General features: G+C 71.1%; 19 protein-coding genes. 4 read left to right on the top strand and 15 right to left on the bottom strand.

Going from position 1 to position 18,653, the window contains the following annotated elements:
* Positions 1 to 264: 264 nt before the first annotated feature.
* On the bottom strand, positions 265 to 1,026 hold the full coding sequence (locus tag ACZ6B8_RS20865) for an isoprenyl transferase (RefSeq protein WP_355803326.1): 762 nt from the start codon (positions 1,024 to 1,026) through the stop codon (positions 265 to 267).
* Positions 1,027 to 1,155: 129 nt separating this feature from the next.
* On the opposite strand from ACZ6B8_RS20865, the gene mgrA reads away from it, so the two are divergent.
* Complete coding sequence (gene mgrA, locus ACZ6B8_RS20870; RefSeq protein WP_471608126.1) at positions 1,156 to 2,193, top strand: L-glyceraldehyde 3-phosphate reductase; 1,038 nt, start codon at positions 1,156 to 1,158, stop codon at positions 2,191 to 2,193.
* 116 nt (positions 2,194 to 2,309) lie between these two features.
* Here mgrA and ACZ6B8_RS20875 read toward each other — a convergent pair whose 3' ends face one another.
* On the bottom strand, positions 2,310 to 2,924 hold the full coding sequence (locus ACZ6B8_RS20875; protein WP_471608127.1) for a hypothetical protein: 615 nt from the start codon (positions 2,922 to 2,924) through the stop codon (positions 2,310 to 2,312).
* A gap of 338 nt (positions 2,925 to 3,262) precedes the next feature.
* Here ACZ6B8_RS20875 and ACZ6B8_RS20880 point away from each other — a divergent pair, with 338 nt between their 5' ends.
* Complete coding sequence (locus ACZ6B8_RS20880; protein ID WP_471608128.1) at positions 3,263 to 3,670, top strand: DUF192 domain-containing protein; 408 nt, start codon at positions 3,263 to 3,265, stop codon at positions 3,668 to 3,670.
* 149 nt (positions 3,671 to 3,819) lie between these two features.
* On the opposite strand, the gene ACZ6B8_RS20885 is transcribed toward ACZ6B8_RS20880, so the two are convergent.
* From ACZ6B8_RS20885 to ACZ6B8_RS20940, 12 genes are all read right to left on the bottom strand, one after another.
* Positions 3,820 to 4,680, bottom strand: coding sequence for a class I SAM-dependent methyltransferase (locus ACZ6B8_RS20885; protein ID WP_471608129.1), 861 nt, complete (start codon positions 4,678 to 4,680; stop codon positions 3,820 to 3,822).
* Positions 4,681 to 4,818: 138 nt separating this feature from the next.
* Positions 4,819 to 5,511, bottom strand: coding sequence for an OmpA family protein (locus ACZ6B8_RS20890; protein ID WP_471608130.1), 693 nt, complete (start codon positions 5,509 to 5,511; stop codon positions 4,819 to 4,821).
* Positions 5,512 to 5,513: 2 nt separating this feature from the next.
* Positions 5,514 to 6,119: a hypothetical protein gene (locus ACZ6B8_RS20895; RefSeq protein ID WP_471608131.1), complete on the bottom strand. Its 606-nt coding sequence runs from the start codon at positions 6,117 to 6,119 to the stop codon at positions 5,514 to 5,516.
* Between the two features lie 32 nt (positions 6,120 to 6,151).
* On the bottom strand, positions 6,152 to 6,757 hold the full coding sequence (locus ACZ6B8_RS20900) for a pilus assembly protein TadG-related protein (protein WP_471608132.1): 606 nt from the start codon (positions 6,755 to 6,757) through the stop codon (positions 6,152 to 6,154).
* Positions 6,754 to 6,942, bottom strand: a complete 189-nt coding sequence (locus ACZ6B8_RS20905) for a hypothetical protein (RefSeq protein ID WP_471608188.1) — start codon at positions 6,940 to 6,942, stop codon at positions 6,754 to 6,756. The genes ACZ6B8_RS20900 and ACZ6B8_RS20905 overlap by 4 nt, the downstream gene beginning before the upstream one ends.
* A gap of 291 nt (positions 6,943 to 7,233) precedes the next feature.
* Entirely contained in the window at positions 7,234 to 8,124 is an 891-nt protein-coding gene (locus tag ACZ6B8_RS20910; protein WP_471608133.1) for a DUF5936 domain-containing protein, read from the bottom strand.
* Between the two features lie 45 nt (positions 8,125 to 8,169).
* On the bottom strand, positions 8,170 to 9,114 hold the full coding sequence (locus tag ACZ6B8_RS20915) for a type II secretion system F family protein (RefSeq protein WP_471608134.1): 945 nt from the start codon (positions 9,112 to 9,114) through the stop codon (positions 8,170 to 8,172).
* Complete coding sequence (locus tag ACZ6B8_RS20920; protein WP_471078800.1) at positions 9,111 to 10,448, bottom strand: CpaF family protein; 1,338 nt, start codon at positions 10,446 to 10,448, stop codon at positions 9,111 to 9,113. Before ACZ6B8_RS20920 ends, ACZ6B8_RS20915 begins: the two co-directional genes overlap by 4 nt.
* An 80-nt stretch (positions 10,449 to 10,528) precedes the next feature.
* A complete protein-coding gene (locus ACZ6B8_RS20925; protein WP_471079893.1) occupies positions 10,529 to 10,855 on the bottom strand; it encodes a TadE/TadG family type IV pilus assembly protein in 327 nt (108 codons plus the stop codon).
* Between the two features lie 104 nt (positions 10,856 to 10,959).
* Positions 10,960 to 12,582: an AAA family ATPase gene (locus tag ACZ6B8_RS20930; protein WP_471608135.1), complete on the bottom strand. Its 1,623-nt coding sequence runs from the start codon at positions 12,580 to 12,582 to the stop codon at positions 10,960 to 10,962.
* A 10-nt stretch (positions 12,583 to 12,592) separates the two neighbouring features.
* Complete coding sequence (gene cpaB, locus ACZ6B8_RS20935; protein ID WP_471608136.1) at positions 12,593 to 13,303, bottom strand: Flp pilus assembly protein CpaB; 711 nt, start codon at positions 13,301 to 13,303, stop codon at positions 12,593 to 12,595.
* A 104-nt stretch (positions 13,304 to 13,407) separates the two neighbouring features.
* Entirely contained in the window at positions 13,408 to 14,364 is a 957-nt protein-coding gene (locus ACZ6B8_RS20940) for a hypothetical protein (protein WP_471608137.1), read from the bottom strand.
* A 206-nt stretch (positions 14,365 to 14,570) separates the two neighbouring features.
* Here ACZ6B8_RS20940 and ACZ6B8_RS20945 point away from each other — a divergent pair, with 206 nt between their 5' ends.
* The gene (locus ACZ6B8_RS20945; protein WP_471608138.1) at positions 14,571 to 15,569 is read left to right on the top strand and encodes a chitinase; all 999 of its coding nucleotides are present in this window, start codon (positions 14,571 to 14,573) and stop codon (positions 15,567 to 15,569) included.
* Positions 15,570 to 15,635: 66 nt separating this feature from the next.
* Here the strand turns inward: ACZ6B8_RS20945 and ACZ6B8_RS20950 are convergent, their stop codons facing one another.
* Complete coding sequence (locus tag ACZ6B8_RS20950) at positions 15,636 to 16,976, bottom strand: Nramp family divalent metal transporter (protein WP_471608139.1); 1,341 nt, start codon at positions 16,974 to 16,976, stop codon at positions 15,636 to 15,638.
* A gap of 226 nt (positions 16,977 to 17,202) precedes the next feature.
* On the opposite strand from ACZ6B8_RS20950, the gene ACZ6B8_RS20955 reads away from it, so the two are divergent.
* A complete protein-coding gene (locus ACZ6B8_RS20955) occupies positions 17,203 to 18,552 on the top strand; it encodes a M14 family metallopeptidase (protein ID WP_471608140.1) in 1,350 nt (449 codons plus the stop codon).
* Positions 18,553 to 18,653 lie beyond the last annotated feature (101 nt).

Genomic DNA, 18,653 nt, shown 5'->3' on the forward strand with positions numbered 1-18,653 from the left:
TGTGAGCCGGACCGGTCACGGGCCGCGATGCGCGGGCCGAGCGCCGGCCCTCCACGTCGCCCGTGCTGCTCACACGGTCGTCCTGGTGCAAAGGGCCTCCCGGGCGGACGGCCCATGCCGTCCGCTGAGATACGACGTCCCTGTCGGATACTGCTGAGACGTCGACCTGGAAGGCTTATTCCCTCGAACAAGCGCGGCCATGCCAGGGCATATGACGACGCGTTGGTTAACTCCGGGTGACCCCGACCTCAGGGGCGGTGCGGGTCAGCCGCCGTAGCGCCGGTGGCGGGCCGCGTAATCGCGCAGCGCACGCAGGAAGTCGACCTTGCGGAAGGCCGGCCAGAAGACTTCGCAGAAGTAGTACTCGGAGTGGGCCGACTGCCAGAGCATGAACCCGGACAGACGCTGCTCACCACTCGTTCGGATCACCAGGTCGGGGTCCGGCTGGCCGCTGGTGTAGAGGTGCTTGGAGATGAGGTCGACGTCGACGCTCTCGGCGATGTCCTCCAGGCTGGTGCCCTTGTCCGCGTGGTCGAGGAGCAGCGAGCGGACCGCGTCGGCGATCTCCTGGCGGCCGCCGTAGCCGACGGCGACGTTGACCAGTATCCCGGTGTTGTGGCGGGTCGCCTCTTCGGCTTCCTTCATCACCCGCTGGGTGTGGCCCGGCAGCAGGTCGAGCGCGCCGACGTGGTGCACGCGCCAGCGGCCGTCGGCGACGAGCGAGCGGACGGTGGCCTCGATGATGCCGAGGAGCGGGGTCAGCTCGTCCTCGGGCCGGTCGAAGTTGTCGGTGGAGAGCATCCACAGGGTGACGACCTCGACGTCCGTCTCCGCGCACCAGCCGAGGAACTCCTCGATCTTGTGTGCGCCCGCCTGGTGGCCCTCCGCGGTGGTCCCGCCCGCGGCCTTCGCCCAGCGGCGGTTGCCGTCGAGGATGACCCCGATGTGCTTGGGCACCTGGTCGTGGTCGAGGCGGCCTTCCACCCGGCGTGCGTAAAGTCCGTACACCAGGTCGCGCAGGTTCACGTGTGTCAGCCTCCAGCAGATGGCGGTCCTCAAGGGGCGCGCCCAGAGCAACCCCGAGGGCGACACCCTACCGCCGCTCGAGCGTCCCTCCACAGTCGGGGCGCATGGCGCTCAAGTAGCTTCGTCCTCATGAACGACACGTCTCTGTATCGCGCGGCATCGGATCGGTACGACTCGATGGAGTACCGGCGGACGGGCCGCAGCGGCCTGAAACTACCCGCGGTCTCCCTCGGTCTGTGGCACAACTTCGGTGACGACAAGGCCCTCGCATCGCAGCGCGCCATCCTGCGCCGCGCCTTCGACCTGGGCGTCACCCACTTCGACCTGGCCAACAACTACGGTCCGCCGGCCGGCTCCGCGGAGCTCAACTTCGGCAAGATCTTCGCGCAGGACTTCGCCGCGTACCGCGACGAGCTGGTCCTGTCGACCAAGGCCGGCTACCTCATGCACCCCGGCCCGTACGGCGAGTGGGGCAGCCGCAAATATCTGCTCTCGTCGTTGGACGCGTCGCTGCGGCGGATGGGTGTCGACTACGTCGACATCTTCTACTCCCACCGCTTCGACCCGGACACGCCGCTCGAGGAGACGATGGGCGCCCTCGCCTCGGCCGTCCAGCAGGGCAAGGCGCTGTACGTGGGCGTCTCCTCGTACAACAGCGAGCAGACCGCGCAGGCGGCGCGCCTGTTGCGGGAGATGGGGGTCCCGGCCCTCATCCACCAGCCGTCCTACTCGATGATCAACCGCTGGACGGAGGAGGACGGGCTGCTCGACACGCTGGAGCAGGCCGGCATGGGCTGCATCTCCTTCGTGCCGCTCGCCCAGGGGCTGCTGACGAACAAGTATCTGAAGGGCATCCCGGAGGGGTCGCGCGCGACACAGGGCAAGTCGCTGGACCCGGAGCTGCTGAGCGACGAGGTGGTACGCCGCCTGAACGGCCTGAACGACATCGCGGCGGCCCGCGGCCAGTCCCTCGCCCAGCTCGCCCTGAACTGGGTGCTGCGCGACGAGCGGATGACCTCCGCGCTGATCGGCGCGTCCAGCGTGAAGCAGTTGGAGGAGAACGTGGCGGCGCTCTCGGGTCCGCAGCTCACCGACGAGGAGCTCAAGGCGATCGACACGTTCGCGGTGTCGACGCCGGGCACCAACATCTGGGCCGGACGGGGCTGATCCGCGCGGCGGCCGCAGCAGGGCCCGTCACCACCTCGACACTCGTCGGCCCGTGACACCCGTCGGCCCGTCACACCCGTCCCGCCGCGCGGTCGTCCGCGGCGGGACGGCGTGCGTCAGACGCGGGGCCGCTTGAACCACGCGCCGGCCGCGCCCTGCGAGAGCAGCACGACCACGGCTATGGAGCCGAGCAGCGGCAGCAGGCCGCCCGGGTTGCCCGCGGCCGTGCCGCCGAGCCCGAAGAGGATCTGCACGCTCGTCAGGACGATGCAGGTGACGCGGATGCCGTTGCCCGCGCTGCCGAAGCGGAAGGCCATGCCGGCGGCGACCAGGAGACAGAGGTTCACGCCGAGGGCCGCGCCGCCCGTCTCCGGGTTCACCGCGCCGATCAGGACGACGCTGCCGACGACGGTGAGTCCGGCGAGGACCCAGAGGACGATCTGCGCGGCCCGGACGGCGCCGGGCATCTGCGTCGGGGCCATCGGCCCGGGCGCGTAGCCGTAGCCGTAGCCGTAGCCCGGACCGTATCCGGGAGCCTGGCCGTATCCGGGAGCCTGGCCGTACGGCTGGCCCTGAGCGTAGCCGGGGTCCTGGGCGGGTCCGTTGTACGTGGGGAGCCCGGCCTGCGGGTTGACCTGCTGGTTGGCCTGCGGGGCGGCCTGGGGGTGCTGCGGCGGGTCCGGCTGGGGGCCGGGCTGGGGCGGGGGCGGCGGGGGGTAGGGGTTCGACATGTCCCTGACGATATCCGGATGCCGATCTTCCGGCGGCTGCCCGCCGGGCCCGTCGGCCGCCCGTGCCGTGGCACAAAAAAATCGGGCCGGTCCATGGGGGGGAGATGGACCGGCCCGAGGGGGGGTTTCCACCATAACCCTTCGTAAGTGCTGATGGGTGCATCGGCGTGCCACAACTACTCTCCGAGACCGCCCGACGACTGCGCGGTCCCGTTCTACCGGCGGAATCACGGGTTTGAAGGCGGTTTTCGGCCGGGCGCGCCGGTACCCCCCACGGGGGACCCTCAGGAGGTTCGCGCGCTTGACGTTCCGGGCCGCCGTACGGCTACGTTCACGGCATGGCGACGATGACGGTCTCCGCTCCCCCGCCGGACGACCGGCAGCGGGACGGTGCGCCCCCTCGCGCTCCCGGTCCCCCCATCCCCCTGGAGATCGCGGACTCGGGGCGGGCCCGGCGGCGGGGACTGCTCGGCCGGACGGGGATCACGGGGGCGCTCCTGCTGTCGCCGGCGAGCAGTGTGCACACGGTGGGGATGGAGTTTGCCGTTGATGTGGCCTACCTTGACCGGGGGTTCCGCGTGCTGGCCGTCCGGACGATGCGGCCGGGGCGGATCGGGCTGCCGCGGCCGCGGGCCCGGCATGTGATCGAGGCGGAGGCCGGGGCGATGGCCGGGTGGGGCGTGTGCCGGGGCGCGCGCGTCGCCGTGCACGGAGCGGGGCGGGGCGCGGATCCCGGGGGCGGGTGACGGCTCGCGGCGCCGCGCGACCCCCTCCGCCGCACGGCACCGCCGCGCTGGTTTGCTCACGCGAATTAGCCTTGGTCTGAACTTACGTGAGGTTCAGGGGCGGATCGAGCCAGTCTTGATAACGATGCGGAATCAGGCCCTCCCGTACGTCACTTACCGCCCCGCATGACCGGTTTGCGCAACTCGAAGAGGTGCCGTGTGCTGTGGGCGAGGAACGGCCCCTCGGCCTGGATCCGGTCGTGCAGCTCGCGCAGGCGCGGCCGGTACGCCGCCACGTCGAAGCCGGGGACCATCCACACCACCTTGCGCAGGAAGTGGACGACGGCGCCGATGTCGAGGAACTCGATCCGCAGCCGTTCGGCCCGCAGGTCGACGACCTCGAGGCCCGCCGCCTCCGCCTCGGCCCGCTCCAGGTCCGGGTGGCGGCCGTTCCTGACCTCCGCGGGCTGCGGCCCGAGGAAGTACTCGACGAGCTCGAAGACGCTGGCGGGCCCGACGTGCTGCGCGAAGTACGTGCCGCCGGGGCCGAGGACGCGTGCGATCTCGGCGAAGTCGGCCTTCACCGGGTGCCGGCTGGTGACGAGGTCGAAGGCGCCGTCGGCGAACGGCAGCGGGGCGTCCTCGGGCGCGGCGACGACGGCCACGCCGCGGGGGTGGAGCAGGGCGGTGGCCTTGGCGACGTTCGCGGGCCAGCCTTCCGTGGCGACGGCGAGCGGCGGCAGCGTGGCGGCGGAGGCGAGCACCTCGCCGCCGCCGGTCTGGATGTCGAGGCTCGCGGACGCCTGGGCGAGGCGCCGCGCCATGGACTCGGCGTACCGCCAGGAGGGGCGCTCCTCGGTGGCCCGTCCCTCGAACCAGGAGAAGTCCCACCCTTCGGTGGGCGCGGCCTCGGCCTCGGCGACGAGGTCGTCGAAGGGGCGAGGGGAGGGCCGGGCGTCGGTGGATGGGCCGGGGTCGAGGTCCCTCTCGCCGTCCGGGGCCGGGTCGTTCGTGGTGTCCCTGCTGTTCATGGGGCAATCCTGGCATCGGGGACGCGCGTGGGGCACTCCGGTTTCGCCGGCGGCCGGGGCGGGGCTGGGTGGTGACGGTGACGGGGTGGTGACGGTGACGGGGTGGTGACGGGGGCAGTGGGGGGCGGTACCCGTGGCTCAGTCCGTAGTCCCGGCCGCGCTGCCGCCGGGCGCGCTGCCGCCGGTCGTCCCGGCGCCGGAGTCGCCTCGCGGGAAGGAGACCTCCACGCGGCGGTTCTTGCGGCGGCCCTCCTCGGAGCCGTTGTCGGCGATGGGGTAGTCCTCGCTGTAGCCGCGTACGGAGTACGTGACTTCGGGGCCGAGGTAGCCCGCGAGGGTGTCGTGCACGGCCTCGGCGCGTTGGCGGGAGAGCTTCTTGCCGTGGCCGTAGGAGCCGAGGTTGTCCGTGAAGCCGAAGACCCGTACGTCCGTGGCCTTCTGGTTCTTGGCCTCTTCGGCGATCGCCTTGATCCGGGCGTTCGCCTCGGGGTTCAGCTTGGAGCTGTCCTTGGGGAACAGGACCTCCGCCTGCAACGCGAACTTCACGTCCGTGTTGGTGTCCTCGCGCCGCTCCTCGCCGCCGAGGTCCTCGACGACGGACTTGATGTCCAGCACCTTGGCGGGCGCGAGCGTGGCCCCGTCGGCGAGCTTCAGCCCCGGGCTGTTGGAGTCGACTTCGGGGGGCGGAGAGGTGGTGGAGGTGCCGGGGGGTGCGGTGGGGTCGTCGTCGGCGAAGGCCTGCGGCGCGAGGAACACCATGGTGGTGAGCGTGAGGGTGAGGGTGGCCGTCGTCAGGGTTGTTCGGGAGCGGGTGAGGGGGGCGGAGGTCATGGTCACTCGCCCTCGGAGATCTCGATGGGGGCGGGTGGCATGGCGCCGACTTGGAAGTCGACCTTGGTGGCGCCCTCGGGCGGCGCGGGGAACTGCGCGTACCAGTCAGCCGTCTGGCTCGGCTTCACTCCTCCGGTGAACTTGGTGCACAAACACCGGCCCTCGGTGTCCCGGAGCACGAGGTACTTCTTCTTCCCGGAGTTGTCGATCAGGTTGGCGCCCGCCACGGAGGAGCCGTTCTTGTTCAGCTCCCGCTCCTCACCACGCCAGTTGGCGGCCGCCCAGAACTTGCCCCCATTGTTCGTCACCTTGCCCGCGACCGTCACGAAACCGCCGCTGTCGCGGACAGCGGAGGTGACCGTCAGCGTGATGCTCTCCTCACCCTTGACCTCGGCCAGCACCTTGTCCGACGAGGAGTCCTCACTGCCCTCGTCCTTCTCGTCGTCTCCGCCCTGCCTGGGCGGTGCCGTCGACGGCGACGAGTCCTTCTCGCTCTTGTCGCCCCCATCGTCTCCACCGCCGCAGCCGGCCACCGCAAGGACAAGCCCGGTGGTGATCGCCACAGCGGTCATTGCCCTGCGGGTCGTCGCGGTACGCCGAATACTCATCGCCACGGCTTCCTTCTCTCGTCGATCGCGTGTCAGTCGGCCAAGAGGACAGAGAAGAGTACGGACGCGTCCGGGAGGTCGCCCGGTTCGAAGTCGTCCGGATCGATCTCGATGGGATCCTCGCCGTCACACGTCAGTTCCACGGCCTTCTCCGGATCAGCCGAGGAATCGACGTCGCAGCGCGGTTTGATGACGGCGACGGCGTCCGCCTTGGCGTGCATCGACTCCGTACCCGGAATGATCGAATCACCCACGGTGTAGTTGGTCTTGACGTCCGCACGGAAGCCCGGATAACCGTTCACTTCTGCCTGCGTGACGACGACGGTCGAGTCGTTCTCGGCGGCGAGCGTGTCAGCCGCGGCCTGGGCTCCGAAGCCCTCGATCTTGTCTCCGACAAGCCAGTCGAGCCAGTCGTCGCCTGCGCCGATGGCCAGCTCCAAGCCGTCGACGAGTTCCTCCCTGGCATCCTGCGCGGCGGCCAGGGCCGCGGCATCCGCGGCGGTCTGAGCACCATTGCGCGCTGAGGCGCCTTGCGCGAAGGCGAAGAACGCAAAGGCGACGAAGAGCAGAATCCCCGTCAGCCAGATGTAGATGGGGAGCGTCTGCCCTCTGTCATCGCCGATGAGGCGTCGTCTCAACCGCCGATCACGTCGGATACGGCGTCCTGGATCGCACCGGAGATCTGACCGTCGAGCCCGAGGCCGTCGATGAGAACGAAGATCCCCGCAATAAGAATCATCAGCCCCGCATACTCCACAAACCCCGCCCCCGCATCCCGCTCCCGCCCCCGTACCCGGGACGCCACGGAAACCGTCCAGTCCACCCAGACTCTGAGCACGCGTTCCTTCAGCACGACGGCTCCTTCTCTCCCACCCGATACCGAGCCCGTTGCGGTCAGAGGCAACGTACGCCACCACGCGTGCATCGGCAGCAACTCTGCGCAACGGATGCGGCAACCCGGGTGCCGGGCCCGCAAGTTGGCGGGTTCTCTTCCCCCTCGGTGAGATCACCATGCACGAAGTCCCCTCCCGCGAACCACGAGCTCAATTCCGACTGTCCCACATCGAGTTGCATCCGCGAAGGGCTTTCGCGAACCTGGTGTCCACGACCCGCCCTATCGGCCCAGGATCGAGCCGAAGTCCGAACCCGAGCCCAGGAACATCCCCGCCGCGATCAGGATCATCGTGGCCGGGAGCATGAAGACCAGCGTCACCATCGTCGCCTTGGGGATCGTCTTGGCCGCCCTGCGGCGGGAGTTCTGCGCGTCCGTGCGCCGCATGTCCGTGGCCAGCTGGATCAGCGTGTCGGCGATCGGCGAGCCCAGCTCCTCGCCCTGCTGGAGGGCCGAGACGAACTGGGCCACCTGCTCGGACGCGTTGCGGCGGCGGAGTTCGTCGAAGGCCTGGCGGCGGCTGACGCCCATGTCCATCTGGCGCAGGGTGATGCGGAGTTCGTCCGCCCACGGCCCCTCGTACCGTTCCGCCACCCGGTCGAGGGCCTGGCGGAAGCCGAGGCCCGCCGAGACCACCACGGCGAGGACGTCCAGGAAGTCGGGGAGCGTACGGTCGATGACCTCGCGGCGCTCGCGGATCGCCTGCCAGATCAGCGCGTCAGCGGCCACCGCGCCGAAGGCCAGCGTGAGCAGGCCGAAGAGCGGGGAGCCGTTGGTCAGGAAGACCAGGCCGAGGACGACGCCGAAGACGCCGTAGACCGCGCGCCGGGCCGCGTACCGGTCGATGGTCAGGCCGCCGGGGTTGCCCGCCATGTCTATCCTGCGGCGCTTGGCGTCGACCCGTTTCGGGCCCATGACGCGCAGCACGAAGGGGGCGAACCGCATGCCCAGGCGGTCCACCGCGGAGCCCGCGACCGAGACGCGGGTCGCGCCGACCTCCAGGGCGACGGCCAGGTCGGACGGCAGCTTCGCGTCCGCCCGGTACATGCGGATGCCCAGACAGGCACCGGCCACGGCGAGGCCCATCGCGAGCGCCAGCAGCAGAGCCAGCACGACAATTCTCCTTCCGTGCGCGGTACTTGGAGCGCGGTACTTGGACTACACCTCGATCTTGCCCAGGCGTCTGATGACGAAGAAGCCGATCCCGTACAGGCCCAGCGAGACGAGGATCAGCGTCTGGCCCAGCGGGGAGCCGGTCACCCGCTCCAGCGCGCCCTCGTTCGAGGAGTTGATGAGCAGCAGGGAGCCGAGGCCGAGCAGCGGGACCGTGAACGCCGTCGCGTGGACCTCCGACAGCATCGTGCGGACCTCGCGCCGGGTCTCCTTCCTGTCCTCCAGGGTCTGCGTCAGATTGCGCAGGCTGTTGACCACCGTGCCGCCCGCCTTGTTGGAGAGGACCAGGGTGGTGACCAGGACGATCAGCTCACGGGAGGGGAGGCGTTCCGCCAGCTCTCCCAGGGTGTCGTCGATCGAGCGGCCGAGCGTCAACTGGTCCGCCACATGCGACAGTTCCTCGCCCGCCGGGGCCTCCAGCTCCTCCGCGGCCATCGCCAGCGAGGTGCGCAGCGCCAGGCCCGCCGCCGTCGCGTTGGCCAGGATGCGCGCCACGTCGGGGAGTTGGTTGATGAACGCCTCGATGCGTTTCTGCCGCTGCCAGTTGAGGAAGGCCAGCGCGCTCCATATCGCCACCACGCCCGCGATCGGGCCGAAGAAGGGGGCCAGGGTCGCCGCCGCGATCAGCCAGAGGGCGGCCACCACCGCGACGACGTAGGTGAAGAACTCGCCGGGGGTGAGGTCGAGGCCCGTCGCCGAGAGGCGCAGGTGCAGGGAGCGGCCGAGGCGGGTGCGGCGCAGCCGGCGGTCGACGGTGGCGAACCGGCGTGCGCGGCCGGCCGGACCGTCCCCCGAGCCGGGTCCGAGCGCCAGCCGGTCGACCAGCGCCTGGCGTTGGGCCCGCCCCGACGCGTACGTGTGGACACCGGCGACGGCGAGCGTGCCGGTGAGGATCGTGGCGCCCAGCGCGAGGACGGCGGGGTCGTTCATCCGATCGCTTCCCTCGTGTCCAGTACGTCGACGGCCTCCGCCACCCCGAAGGCGGGCGGCACCGGTTCGTCGGCGACGTACAGCTTGTCGGCGATCTCGCGCGGCAGCGGCAGATGCTCGTAGTGGCCGTGCACGACGCGGTCGCCGCCGAGCGGACGCGGCACGAAGCGGGTGACCGGCACGATGCGGAAGTCCTGGCGGCCGTGGCTGACGAGCAGCACGATCTCGGCGACCTTGCGGGAGCCGTCGCCGTGCCGGGCCAGCTGGACGACCACGTCGACGGCCGAGTTGATCTGGTCCTTCAGCGCCTCGAAGGGGATCTGCACCTCAGACATCGAGCCGAGGGTCTGCAGGCGCATCAAGGCGTCCTCGGCGGAGTTGGCGTGGACGGTGGCGAGCGAGCCGTCGTGGCCGGTGGACATCGCCTGGAGCATGTCGAGGGTCTCGCCGCCGCGGACCTCGCCGACGATGATGCGGTCGGGGCGCATGCGCAGTGAGTTGCGGACCAGGTCGCGGATGGTGATCTGGCCCTTGCCCTCGACGTTCGGGGGCCGGGACTCCAGGCGGATCACGTGGTCCTGCTGGAGCTGGAGTTCGGCCGAGTCCTCGATGGTGATGATGCGTTCGTGGGCGGGGATCAGGCCGGAGAGGGCGTTGAGCAGCGTCGTCTTTCCGGTGCCCGTGCCGCCGCTGACGATGAGGTTGAAGCGGGCGCGCACGAACGCGGCGAGCAGCATCAGCATGTGCTCGTCGAGGGAGCCGAGGGCGATGAGTTCGGGGAGCGTGTAGGCGCGCGGGAAGCGGCGGATGGTGAGGGTGGCGCCGGTGAGGGCGAGCGGCGGGATGATCACGTTGACGCGCTCGCCGGTGGGCAGGCGGGCGTCGACCATGGGGTTGGACTCGTCCACGCGGCGGTTGACCGTCGAGACGATGCGTTCGATCGTCTGCATCAGCTGGTCGTTGGAGGCGAAGCGCAAGGGGAGCTGCTCCACCCGGCCGGCCCGCTCGACGAAGATCGAGTCGGGGCCGTTCACCATGATCTCCGTGATGGAGGCGTCGGCGAGGAGCGGTTCCAGTACGCCGAGGCCGAGGGCCTCGTCGACGACGCGGCGGATCAGCTGGGCGCGCTCGGAGGTGGAGAGGACGGGCCCCTCGCGGCTGATGATGTGGCCGAGCACGCGCTCCAGGCGGACCCGGCGGTCGGCCGCCGCGAGGGAGGACATCTCGGCGAGGTCGATCTCCTCCAGGAGCTTGGCGCGGTAGACGGCGACGAGACCGTCGTCGCGGCTCGGCTCGGTCTGGCGGGTCGGGGCCACGCGGTCGCGCAGGCTCATGTCGACCTCCCACCTCTCTCGTGGGTACGGGGGTTCGGCCGGGTACGGGGGTTCCGCCGGGTACGGGGATTCGGCACGGCTCAGTCGTCCCCGGCGTCGTCGTCGGGCATGGTGGCGTGCCTGGTGACGCTCCAGTCCGAGCCGATGAACGGGAGCAGGGTCGGGACCTGCACCTCGACGGTGGCGGTCGTGGTGTCGCCGCCGTCCCCGACATCGATGGAGGAGCTCAGGTCCGCATCCATCGCCGCGGCCCCCGCCGCCTCCCCGGAGTCGCCCTGCGAGGCGGCGCGGGCGGCCGCGCGGGCGCCGGAGCCCGCCTGGTTGGCGGCGTACCCGACCAGGCCGAGCTGGATCGCGGCGAGGCCGACGAGCAGCAGGACCGGCAGGAAGCCGGCGAACTCCAGCATGGACACGCCGCGGTCGCCCCAGCGGCGCCGGCGTCCGGCGGACGACGCACGACCACGACCGCGACCGCGACCGCGCCACGGTCCCGTCAGCAACCCGGCCCGCCTCACCCGTCCTCCCCCTCCTTCGCCGCGCCCGCCTCGCCGTGGACCTTCCACCCGGCATCGAAGCCGGGGAAGAACACGGGCACGTCGACCCGCACGTGGGCCTTGTACACCCCGCCCTCCTCCCCGCACGTGATGTCGGCGCCCTGCCAGGCGTCGGGCAGGTGTTCCTTCCCCGCGGTGGTGCAGGCGCCGTCCGCGCCCTGCCCCACCGCCCGCGCCGCCGTGTACGCCCGCGCCGCCTCGTCCGCGGCGTTCCCCGCGAGGGAGTACGAGTACCCGTACAGCGCGCACTGCCAGAGGATCGTCATGACCACGAGCAGCAGCGGGAACATCCCGGCGAATTCGAGCGTGACCGCGCCCCGGTCGCCGCCCGCCGCCTTCCTGCGCAGGGCCAGCGCGCCCCGCCTGCCGCCGGGGCCCGCGGCTTCCGGGTCGACCAGGCCGAGCTCGCCGGCCAGGGCCCACAGCGCCTGTTTCACCGTGGAGCGGCTGTCGAGGTCCTGCATGCGGCCCGCGTCGACCGCGGCCTGCAGCTCCTTGAAGCAGGCGGGCACCGTGGTGCGGGCCGTCCGCGTGCCGGTGACGCGCTCCACCAGGGAGGGCTGGATCTCCGCGGTCCTGCCGTGCCGGTTGACGACGGTGACGGTCTCCTCGGCCTTGCGGATCTGGAGCCGGTCCCAGAGCCGCACCACGCGTTTGGCGGCGCGGACGGCCACCACGTCGGGGGTGACGAGCAGCAGCGCCCGGTCGGCGAGTTCGATCGCGGTGGCGCTCGCCGCGGTCACGTAGGCGCCGCAGTCGACGACCACCACGTCGTAGCGGGCGCGCAGGGCGCCGATGGTCTGGCGGGCGACGCGGTCGGTGACTTCTTCGCCGCGTTCGCCCTCGGCGGGGGCGAGGAGCAGGCCGAGGCCGCTCTCATGGGTGTAGACGGCGTCCTGGAGGACGCGCGGGGTGATGTCGTTGATCGCGGCGAGGTCGGCGACGGAGCGGCGGAACTGCACGTCGAGGTAGGAGGCGACGTCCCCGGACTGGAGGTCGAGGTCGAGGAGGGCGACGGTGCGGCCCGACGCGCCGGCGGCGAGGGCGAGCTGGACGGCGGTGACGGTCGTGCCGACGCCGCCCTTGGCGCCGCTGACCGTGACGACGGTGCCCGCGCCGCCGGGTCCGCCGCCCCCGCCCGCGTACAGCTCCAGGCCGCTGCCGCTGCCGAGGTGGCGCCGCATCCCGGTGGACCAGGCGGCGGCGGCCTGGACGCGTTCGGCGAGGGCGTCGTAGGCGAGCGGGAGGCCGACGATGCCGCGTGCCCCGGAGTCCATGGCGGCGGTCAGCAGGCCGGGGCTGGTGTCGGCGGTGATGAGGACGACGCCGACCGCGGGGAAGCGCAGCACGAGGTCGCGGATGAGGTCGAGGGCCGGGACGGGGCCGATCCGCTCGTGGACGAGGACGACCTCGGGCAGTTCGTCGACGGATTCGGCGGCGAGGTGCGCGAGGGTGTCGAGGAGCGCCGTGGAGTCGGCCACGGGGAGCGCGGGTTCGGTGTCGGGCAGCTGGCCGGTGAGCGTGGACAGCGCGCGGGCCGCGTCGGTGTCGCCGACGGCGGGGAGGATCCGAGTGGTCATGCCCGACCTCCTACTTGTCCTCGTCGAGGGTGTACGTGCGGTCGCGCGGCGGTACGGTCGCCTCGCCGCCGGCGCCGACCAGGGCGAGCCGGACGTGCGTGGCGAACGACTCCGCGTAGGCGACGCGTTGGGCGTCGGCGGTGCCGAGGGCGAACGTGATGGGCACCGCCTCGGTGGCCTTGCGGCGGGTGCGGTCGTCCTGGTTCGGTTCGAGCGGGGTCAGCTTGCCGACGTCGAGCACCTTGGCGCCCTCCACGATGACTTTGGACTGGTCCTTCGCCTTGTCGGTCGCACCCTTGAAGGTGGCGTAGATGTTGACCTTCGAGCCGGGTGTGATCTTGCCCGCGACACCGGTCGCCGCGTCGATCATGATGGCGATCTCCTGTTGCCCCGGGCCGAGTTCGGGGCGCCGCACGATCATGTCGGACTGGAGCAGCGAGCCCTTGCGCAGCTGGGTGACGGCGATCTTGCCGCGGATCTCGCCGAGGTCGGTGACGGCGTTGTCGGACAGCCACCGCTCGGGCATCTCGACCTTCTCGAACTGGTCGGCGGTCAGCTCCTTGTAGGGCGCGATGTCGCTCTTGAGCTTGTACGCGGGGACTTCCGGGCCCACCTTCGAGTTCACGTCGCGGATCACCGAGAGGACGCCGGCGAACGCGCCGATCGCGCACAGGACCGACAGGACCAGCAGGATGATGCCGCGGCGCTGGCGTGAGTTCATGGGCCGGACTACCTCGATCGAATGCGGGTGGCTACGGACGGTGAGCGGGGTGGCGCGCGTGCGGTCGTCGGTCGCGTACGAGGTGCGGGCGGGGCGGTCCTGTCCTAGGTGGCGCCGCGGGGCAGGGCGGTCGCGGGGCGGGCGGAGTGCGTTTGGGCCGGGCGGCCCCGGGAGCCGGGCGGGATCAGGGCGCGGACCGGCGGCGCGGGGCGGTCGGAGGGCGGCGGCAGGGGCGCGGCGCAGAACGCGCAGCGGTCCCCGATGAGTTCGAGGCCGCACCAGTGGCAGTCGTCGCGGCGGACGGACGACACCAGTTGGTAGAGGACGGAGATGTCCGGGATGGCCGCGGCGAACTCGACGAGCCTGCCGGTGGCCCACCAGCGCGCGGACTCGGCGGGCAGCCGCGCCTCGGTGGCCTCCTGGCAGTGCCAGGCCGGGGCGAGGGCGCCGGTCACCCAGTCGGGCGCGAGCTTGGCCTGCGCGTACAGCATCCGCGTCGCGAACCCGGGGCCCGGCAGCCGCGCCTCGTCGCCGGACACCTTGACCAGCTCGGGGCGGGGCGTGGCGAGGACCGCGAACTGGCTGCCGGGCAGCCAGGACTTGGCGTGCGACTGGAGGGTGACGGGCACCCGGTCGAGTCTGGCGACGGAGCCGAGCAGGGCGCCCGCGTAGATGTAGTGGGAGAGCAGCCGCGCGGCGGAGGCGAGCACGCCGGGGCTGAAGTCGCAGACCGACAACTGCCGCAGTTGCAGCGCGAGTACGGCGAGGCCGAGCGGCGGCAGTTCGGAGCGGACGACGGCGATGCGGTCGCTCTCCAGGACGGAACGCACCGCGTGCAGCCGCTGGGCGGTGGTCGCGGGCGCGGAGGCGGGGCACAGGGCGATGACGTAGCCGTGGTGCTCGATGAGGGTGTGCATCTCGGTGAGCGCCCGGTCGAAGGAGTATGTCCGCGCCGGCTCCAGCGCCGAGCGGAGCACGGTGGCCGAGGGGGTGTGCCGGTCGGGCGACGGCAGCACGAGATCGGGTCCGGTGACGGCTATGGCGGTCGGCAACGCGTACACCCCCGGTCCTCGTGCACTCCTGCCTCAGCACCATATCCACGTCATGGTCGACTCGACACCCAACTTCCCACTGTTCATGTGGAGGTGGGGGATTCCGCTGTGCACCAAGTGATGTTTGATCCCTTGACAACCTCATTGGTCTGGACCAGCTTTGACCTCCAGCTGGACCCCCATCCCCCCACCTCACTCCCCCCACGGAGGCAGCAGTGGTCCGTACCCGCAGCAGGACGGGAGCCGCCGTCGGCGCCCTCACCGCCCTGGCCCTCGCCCTCACCGGCCTGTTCACCGGCGGCGCCGGCCCGGCGGACGCCGCGCCCCGCGCCGTGCCCGCGCACGCGGTGACCGGTTACTGGCAGAACTTCGACAACGGCGCCCAGGTGCAGAAGCTGGGCGAGGTGCAGGACGCGTACGACATCATCGCCGTGGCCTTCGCCGACGCCACCGGCACGCCCGGGCAGGTGACCTTCAACCTCGACTCGGCCGGTCTCGGCGGCTACCCGGTCGACCAGTTCAAGGCCGACATCAAGGCCAAGCAGGCGGCCGGCAAGTCGGTGATCATCTCGGTCGGCGGCGAGAAGGGCGCGGTGTCGGTCGACTCCGCGGCGTCCGCCACGGCCTTCGCCGACTCCGTGTACGGCCTGATGCGGGAGTACGGCTTCGACGGCGTCGACATCGACCTGGAGAACGGCCTCGACTCCACGTACATGTCGCAGGCCCTGAAGTCCCTTGCGGCCAAGGCGGGTTCGGGCTTCGTGCTGACCATGGCGCCGCAGACCATCGACATGCAGTCACCGTCGAACGAGTACTTCAAGACCGCGCTCGCCGTGAAGGACATCCTCACGGTGGTCAACATGCAGTACTACAACAGCGGTTCGATGCTCGGCTGCGACGGCAAGGTCTACAGCCAGGGCACCGTCGACTTCCTCACCGGGCTCGCCTGCATCCAGCTGGAGAACGGGCTCGCGCCCTCACAGGTCGGCATCGGCGTCCCGGCCTCCCCGCGGGCGGCGGGCGGCGGCTACGTCGCACCGGAGGTCGTCAACAGCGCCCTGGACTGTCTGGCCGAGGGCACGGGCTGCGGCTCCTTCAAGCCGTCCAAGACGTACCCGGGCGTACGGGGCGCGATGGCCTGGTCGACCAACTGGGACGCGACGGCGGGCGACGCGTGGTCCTCCTCGGTGGGCGCGCACGTCCACGGCCTGTAGGACCCCACCCTTACGTCACCGGAAGAGACCGCAGCGCCGCCGCTCCCCCGGCGGCGCTGCCGTGTCTCACCAGGGCAGGTCGCGCACCTGCTGGACGCAGAGGACGAGGAAGAGCAGCCCCGCCCCCGCGAGCATGACGTTGCTGACGATGCCGTTGCGCCACTGCGCGGGCGTACGCGCGGAGTTGAGCAGCCAGAGGAGCGTGAGGGCGAGGAACGGCATGAAGAAGGCGCCGAGCACGCCGTACGCGATGACGAGGCCGAACGGCTCGTCCAGGAAGAGCAGGCCCATCGGCGGGAAGGTCAGCCAGAGCAGGTACGCCCGGAACGGCAGCGACTTCTCGCGTTTTCCGGCCGCGACCTCCTCGACCATGTTGCCCCCGGCCGCCGCACCGGCCCCGGCCTCGTCGCCGCCCGCCGCGTCGCGCTCGCGCCGCAGCCGCTCCACGAAGTCGGCGAACATCAGGCTCACGCCGTGCCAGACACCCATCAGGGCGCCGAAGGACGTGGCGAAGAAGCCGAACAGGAAGAGCTTCGCGGTGACCGCGCCGAACTTGTCCTCCAGGACGTCGCCGAGGTCGACGAGGCCCCGGTCGCCGGAGGTGAGGGCGATGTTCGTGGAGTGCAGGAGCTCGGCGCCGATGATCATCATGGCGACGACGAAGACGCCGGTCGTGATGTAGGCGACCCGGTTGTCCAGGCGCATCACCTTGAGCCAGGTGATGTCGGTCCAGCCCTTGGAGTTCACCCAGTACCCGTACGCGGCCATGGTGATGGTGCCGCCGACGCCGCCGATCAGACCGAGGGTGTAGAGCAGGGAGCCGTCCGGCAGGACGGGGGCGAGGCCGGCGAGGGCGTCGCCGAGGTCGGGGGCGACGCGGATGGCGACGTACACGACGATCAGGAACTTCATGCCGATGACGATCGTCATGGCCTTCTCGAACACGGCGTACCGGTTGAACCAGACGAAGGCGAGCCCCAGCAGTCCGCAGATGACCGCCCACGTCTTCAGGCCGGGACCGTCCGGGAAGAGCGCGACCAGCGGCAGGGCGCTGGACGACATGGCCGTGGCGCCGTACACGAAGCCCCAGATGACCACGTAGACCGCGAAGTAGTAGGTGGTCCACCGGCCGAGGCTGCGCCACCCCTCGAAGAGGGTGCGCCCGGTGGCCAGATGCCAGCGGCCGGTCGCCTCGGCGAGCGAGATCTTCACCAGGCAGCCGATGATCGCGGCCCACAGCAGGGTGTAGCCGAACTTGCTGCCCGCGATGAGCGTCGCCACCAAGTCGCCCGCGCCGACGCCGGTGGCCGCGACGACGATGCCGGGGCCGACGTACTTCCAACTCGCCTTGCGCAGCGGGGGACCCGCTGCCTCGGCGGCGGTGCCACTGCCTGTCGTTTCAGCCATGCCGATCAAGAAAGCGCATCACCGCGCTCGGCACAAGAGGGTCGGGCGAGGGGGTTGGCCGAAGAGAGCGTTGACGCGGGCATGCCAGCGCTCGACGATGGGCCCGCGCCGTGCACGTCCGCGGCCCGCACCACGGGTACCACCCGCGCCACCCGCAACCCCGCGCACACAGCGCGCCCACCGCACGTGTCGCACTGAACACCCCCCCACCCCCCGAGGAGACTTCATGCGACTCCGGATACGCGGCAGACGGTCCGCCGCCCTCGCCACCCTGCTCGCCCTCGCCCTGGCGGCCCCTCTGACCGCCAACGCCTCGTCCGCGCCGCCGGACACCCCGGCCGCCCGGGACGCGGCGACCGCGGCCGACGAGGAGACCCGCCAGTACGAGATCCCGCTGCCCGACGACCGCGCCGCCCGCACCGCACTCGCCCGCACCGGGGTCGCCGTCGACGCGGTCGACGGCCGCACGGTGGTCGTCTCGGCGGACGCCCGGGAAGCGGCGCGGCTGCGGGCGGCGGGGTACCGGCTCAAGGCCCTCGCCGGTCCCCCGGCGCGTACGGGCGGACAGGCCGTGGAACCCAAGGACTTCCCGTCCGCCGACGCGAAGTACCACAACTACGCGGAGATGAACGCGGAGATCGACCAGCGCGTCGCCGCCCACCCGGACCTGATGAGCAAACGCGTCATCGGCAAGACCTACTCCGGCCGGGACATCGTCGCCGTCAAGGTCAGCGACAACGTCGCCACCGACGAGGCCGAGCCCGAGGTCCTCTTCACCCACCACCAGCACGCGCGCGAGCACCTGACCGTGGAGATGGCCCTCTATCTGCTGCGCGAACTCGGCGACGACTACGCCACGGACGCCCGGATCAAGAAGATGGTCGACGGGCGCGAGATCTGGATCGTGCCCGACCTCAACCCGGACGGCGGCGAGTACGACATCGCCACCGGCCGCTACCGCAGCTGGCGCAAGAACCGCCAGCCCAACAGCGGTTCGTCCAACGTCGGCACCGACCTGAACCGCAACTGGGCCTTCAAGTGGGGCTGCTGCGGCGGCTCTTCGGGCTCCACCGGCTCGGAGACCTACCGCGGCGCGCGCGGCGAGTCGGCGCCCGAGGTCAAGGTCGTCGCGGACTTCGTCCGCAGCCGGGTGGTCGGCGGCAAGCAGCAGATCAGGGCGGGCATCGACTTCCACACGTACAGCGAGCTCGTGCTCTGGCCGTACGGCTACACGTACAACGACACCGCGCCCGGCCTCACCCAGGACGACCGCGACGCGCACGCCGCCGTCGGCCGCAAGATGGCCGCCAGCAACGGCTACACGCCCGAGCAGTCCAGCGACCTCTACATCACCGACGGGTCGATCGACGACTGGCTGTGGGGCGACCAGAAGATCTTCAGCTACACCTTCGAGATGTACCCGTCGTCCTCCGGTGGCGGCGGCGGCTTCTACCCGCCCGACGAGGTCATCGAGCGGGAGACCGCCCGCAACCGCGACGCGGTCCTGCAGCTCCTGGAGAACGCGGACTGCATGTACCGCTCGATCGGCAAGGAACAGCAGTACTGCACGAGCTGACGTCCAACACCCCCCCTCGTCCCCGAACGCCGCCGGAACACGCCCAGTTGACGACCGGAAGATCGCGACCGGGCGCCCGGCGGCGCTGTCAGACTCATCGG

This window comes from Streptomyces sp. NPDC041122 (genome assembly GCF_055592445.1).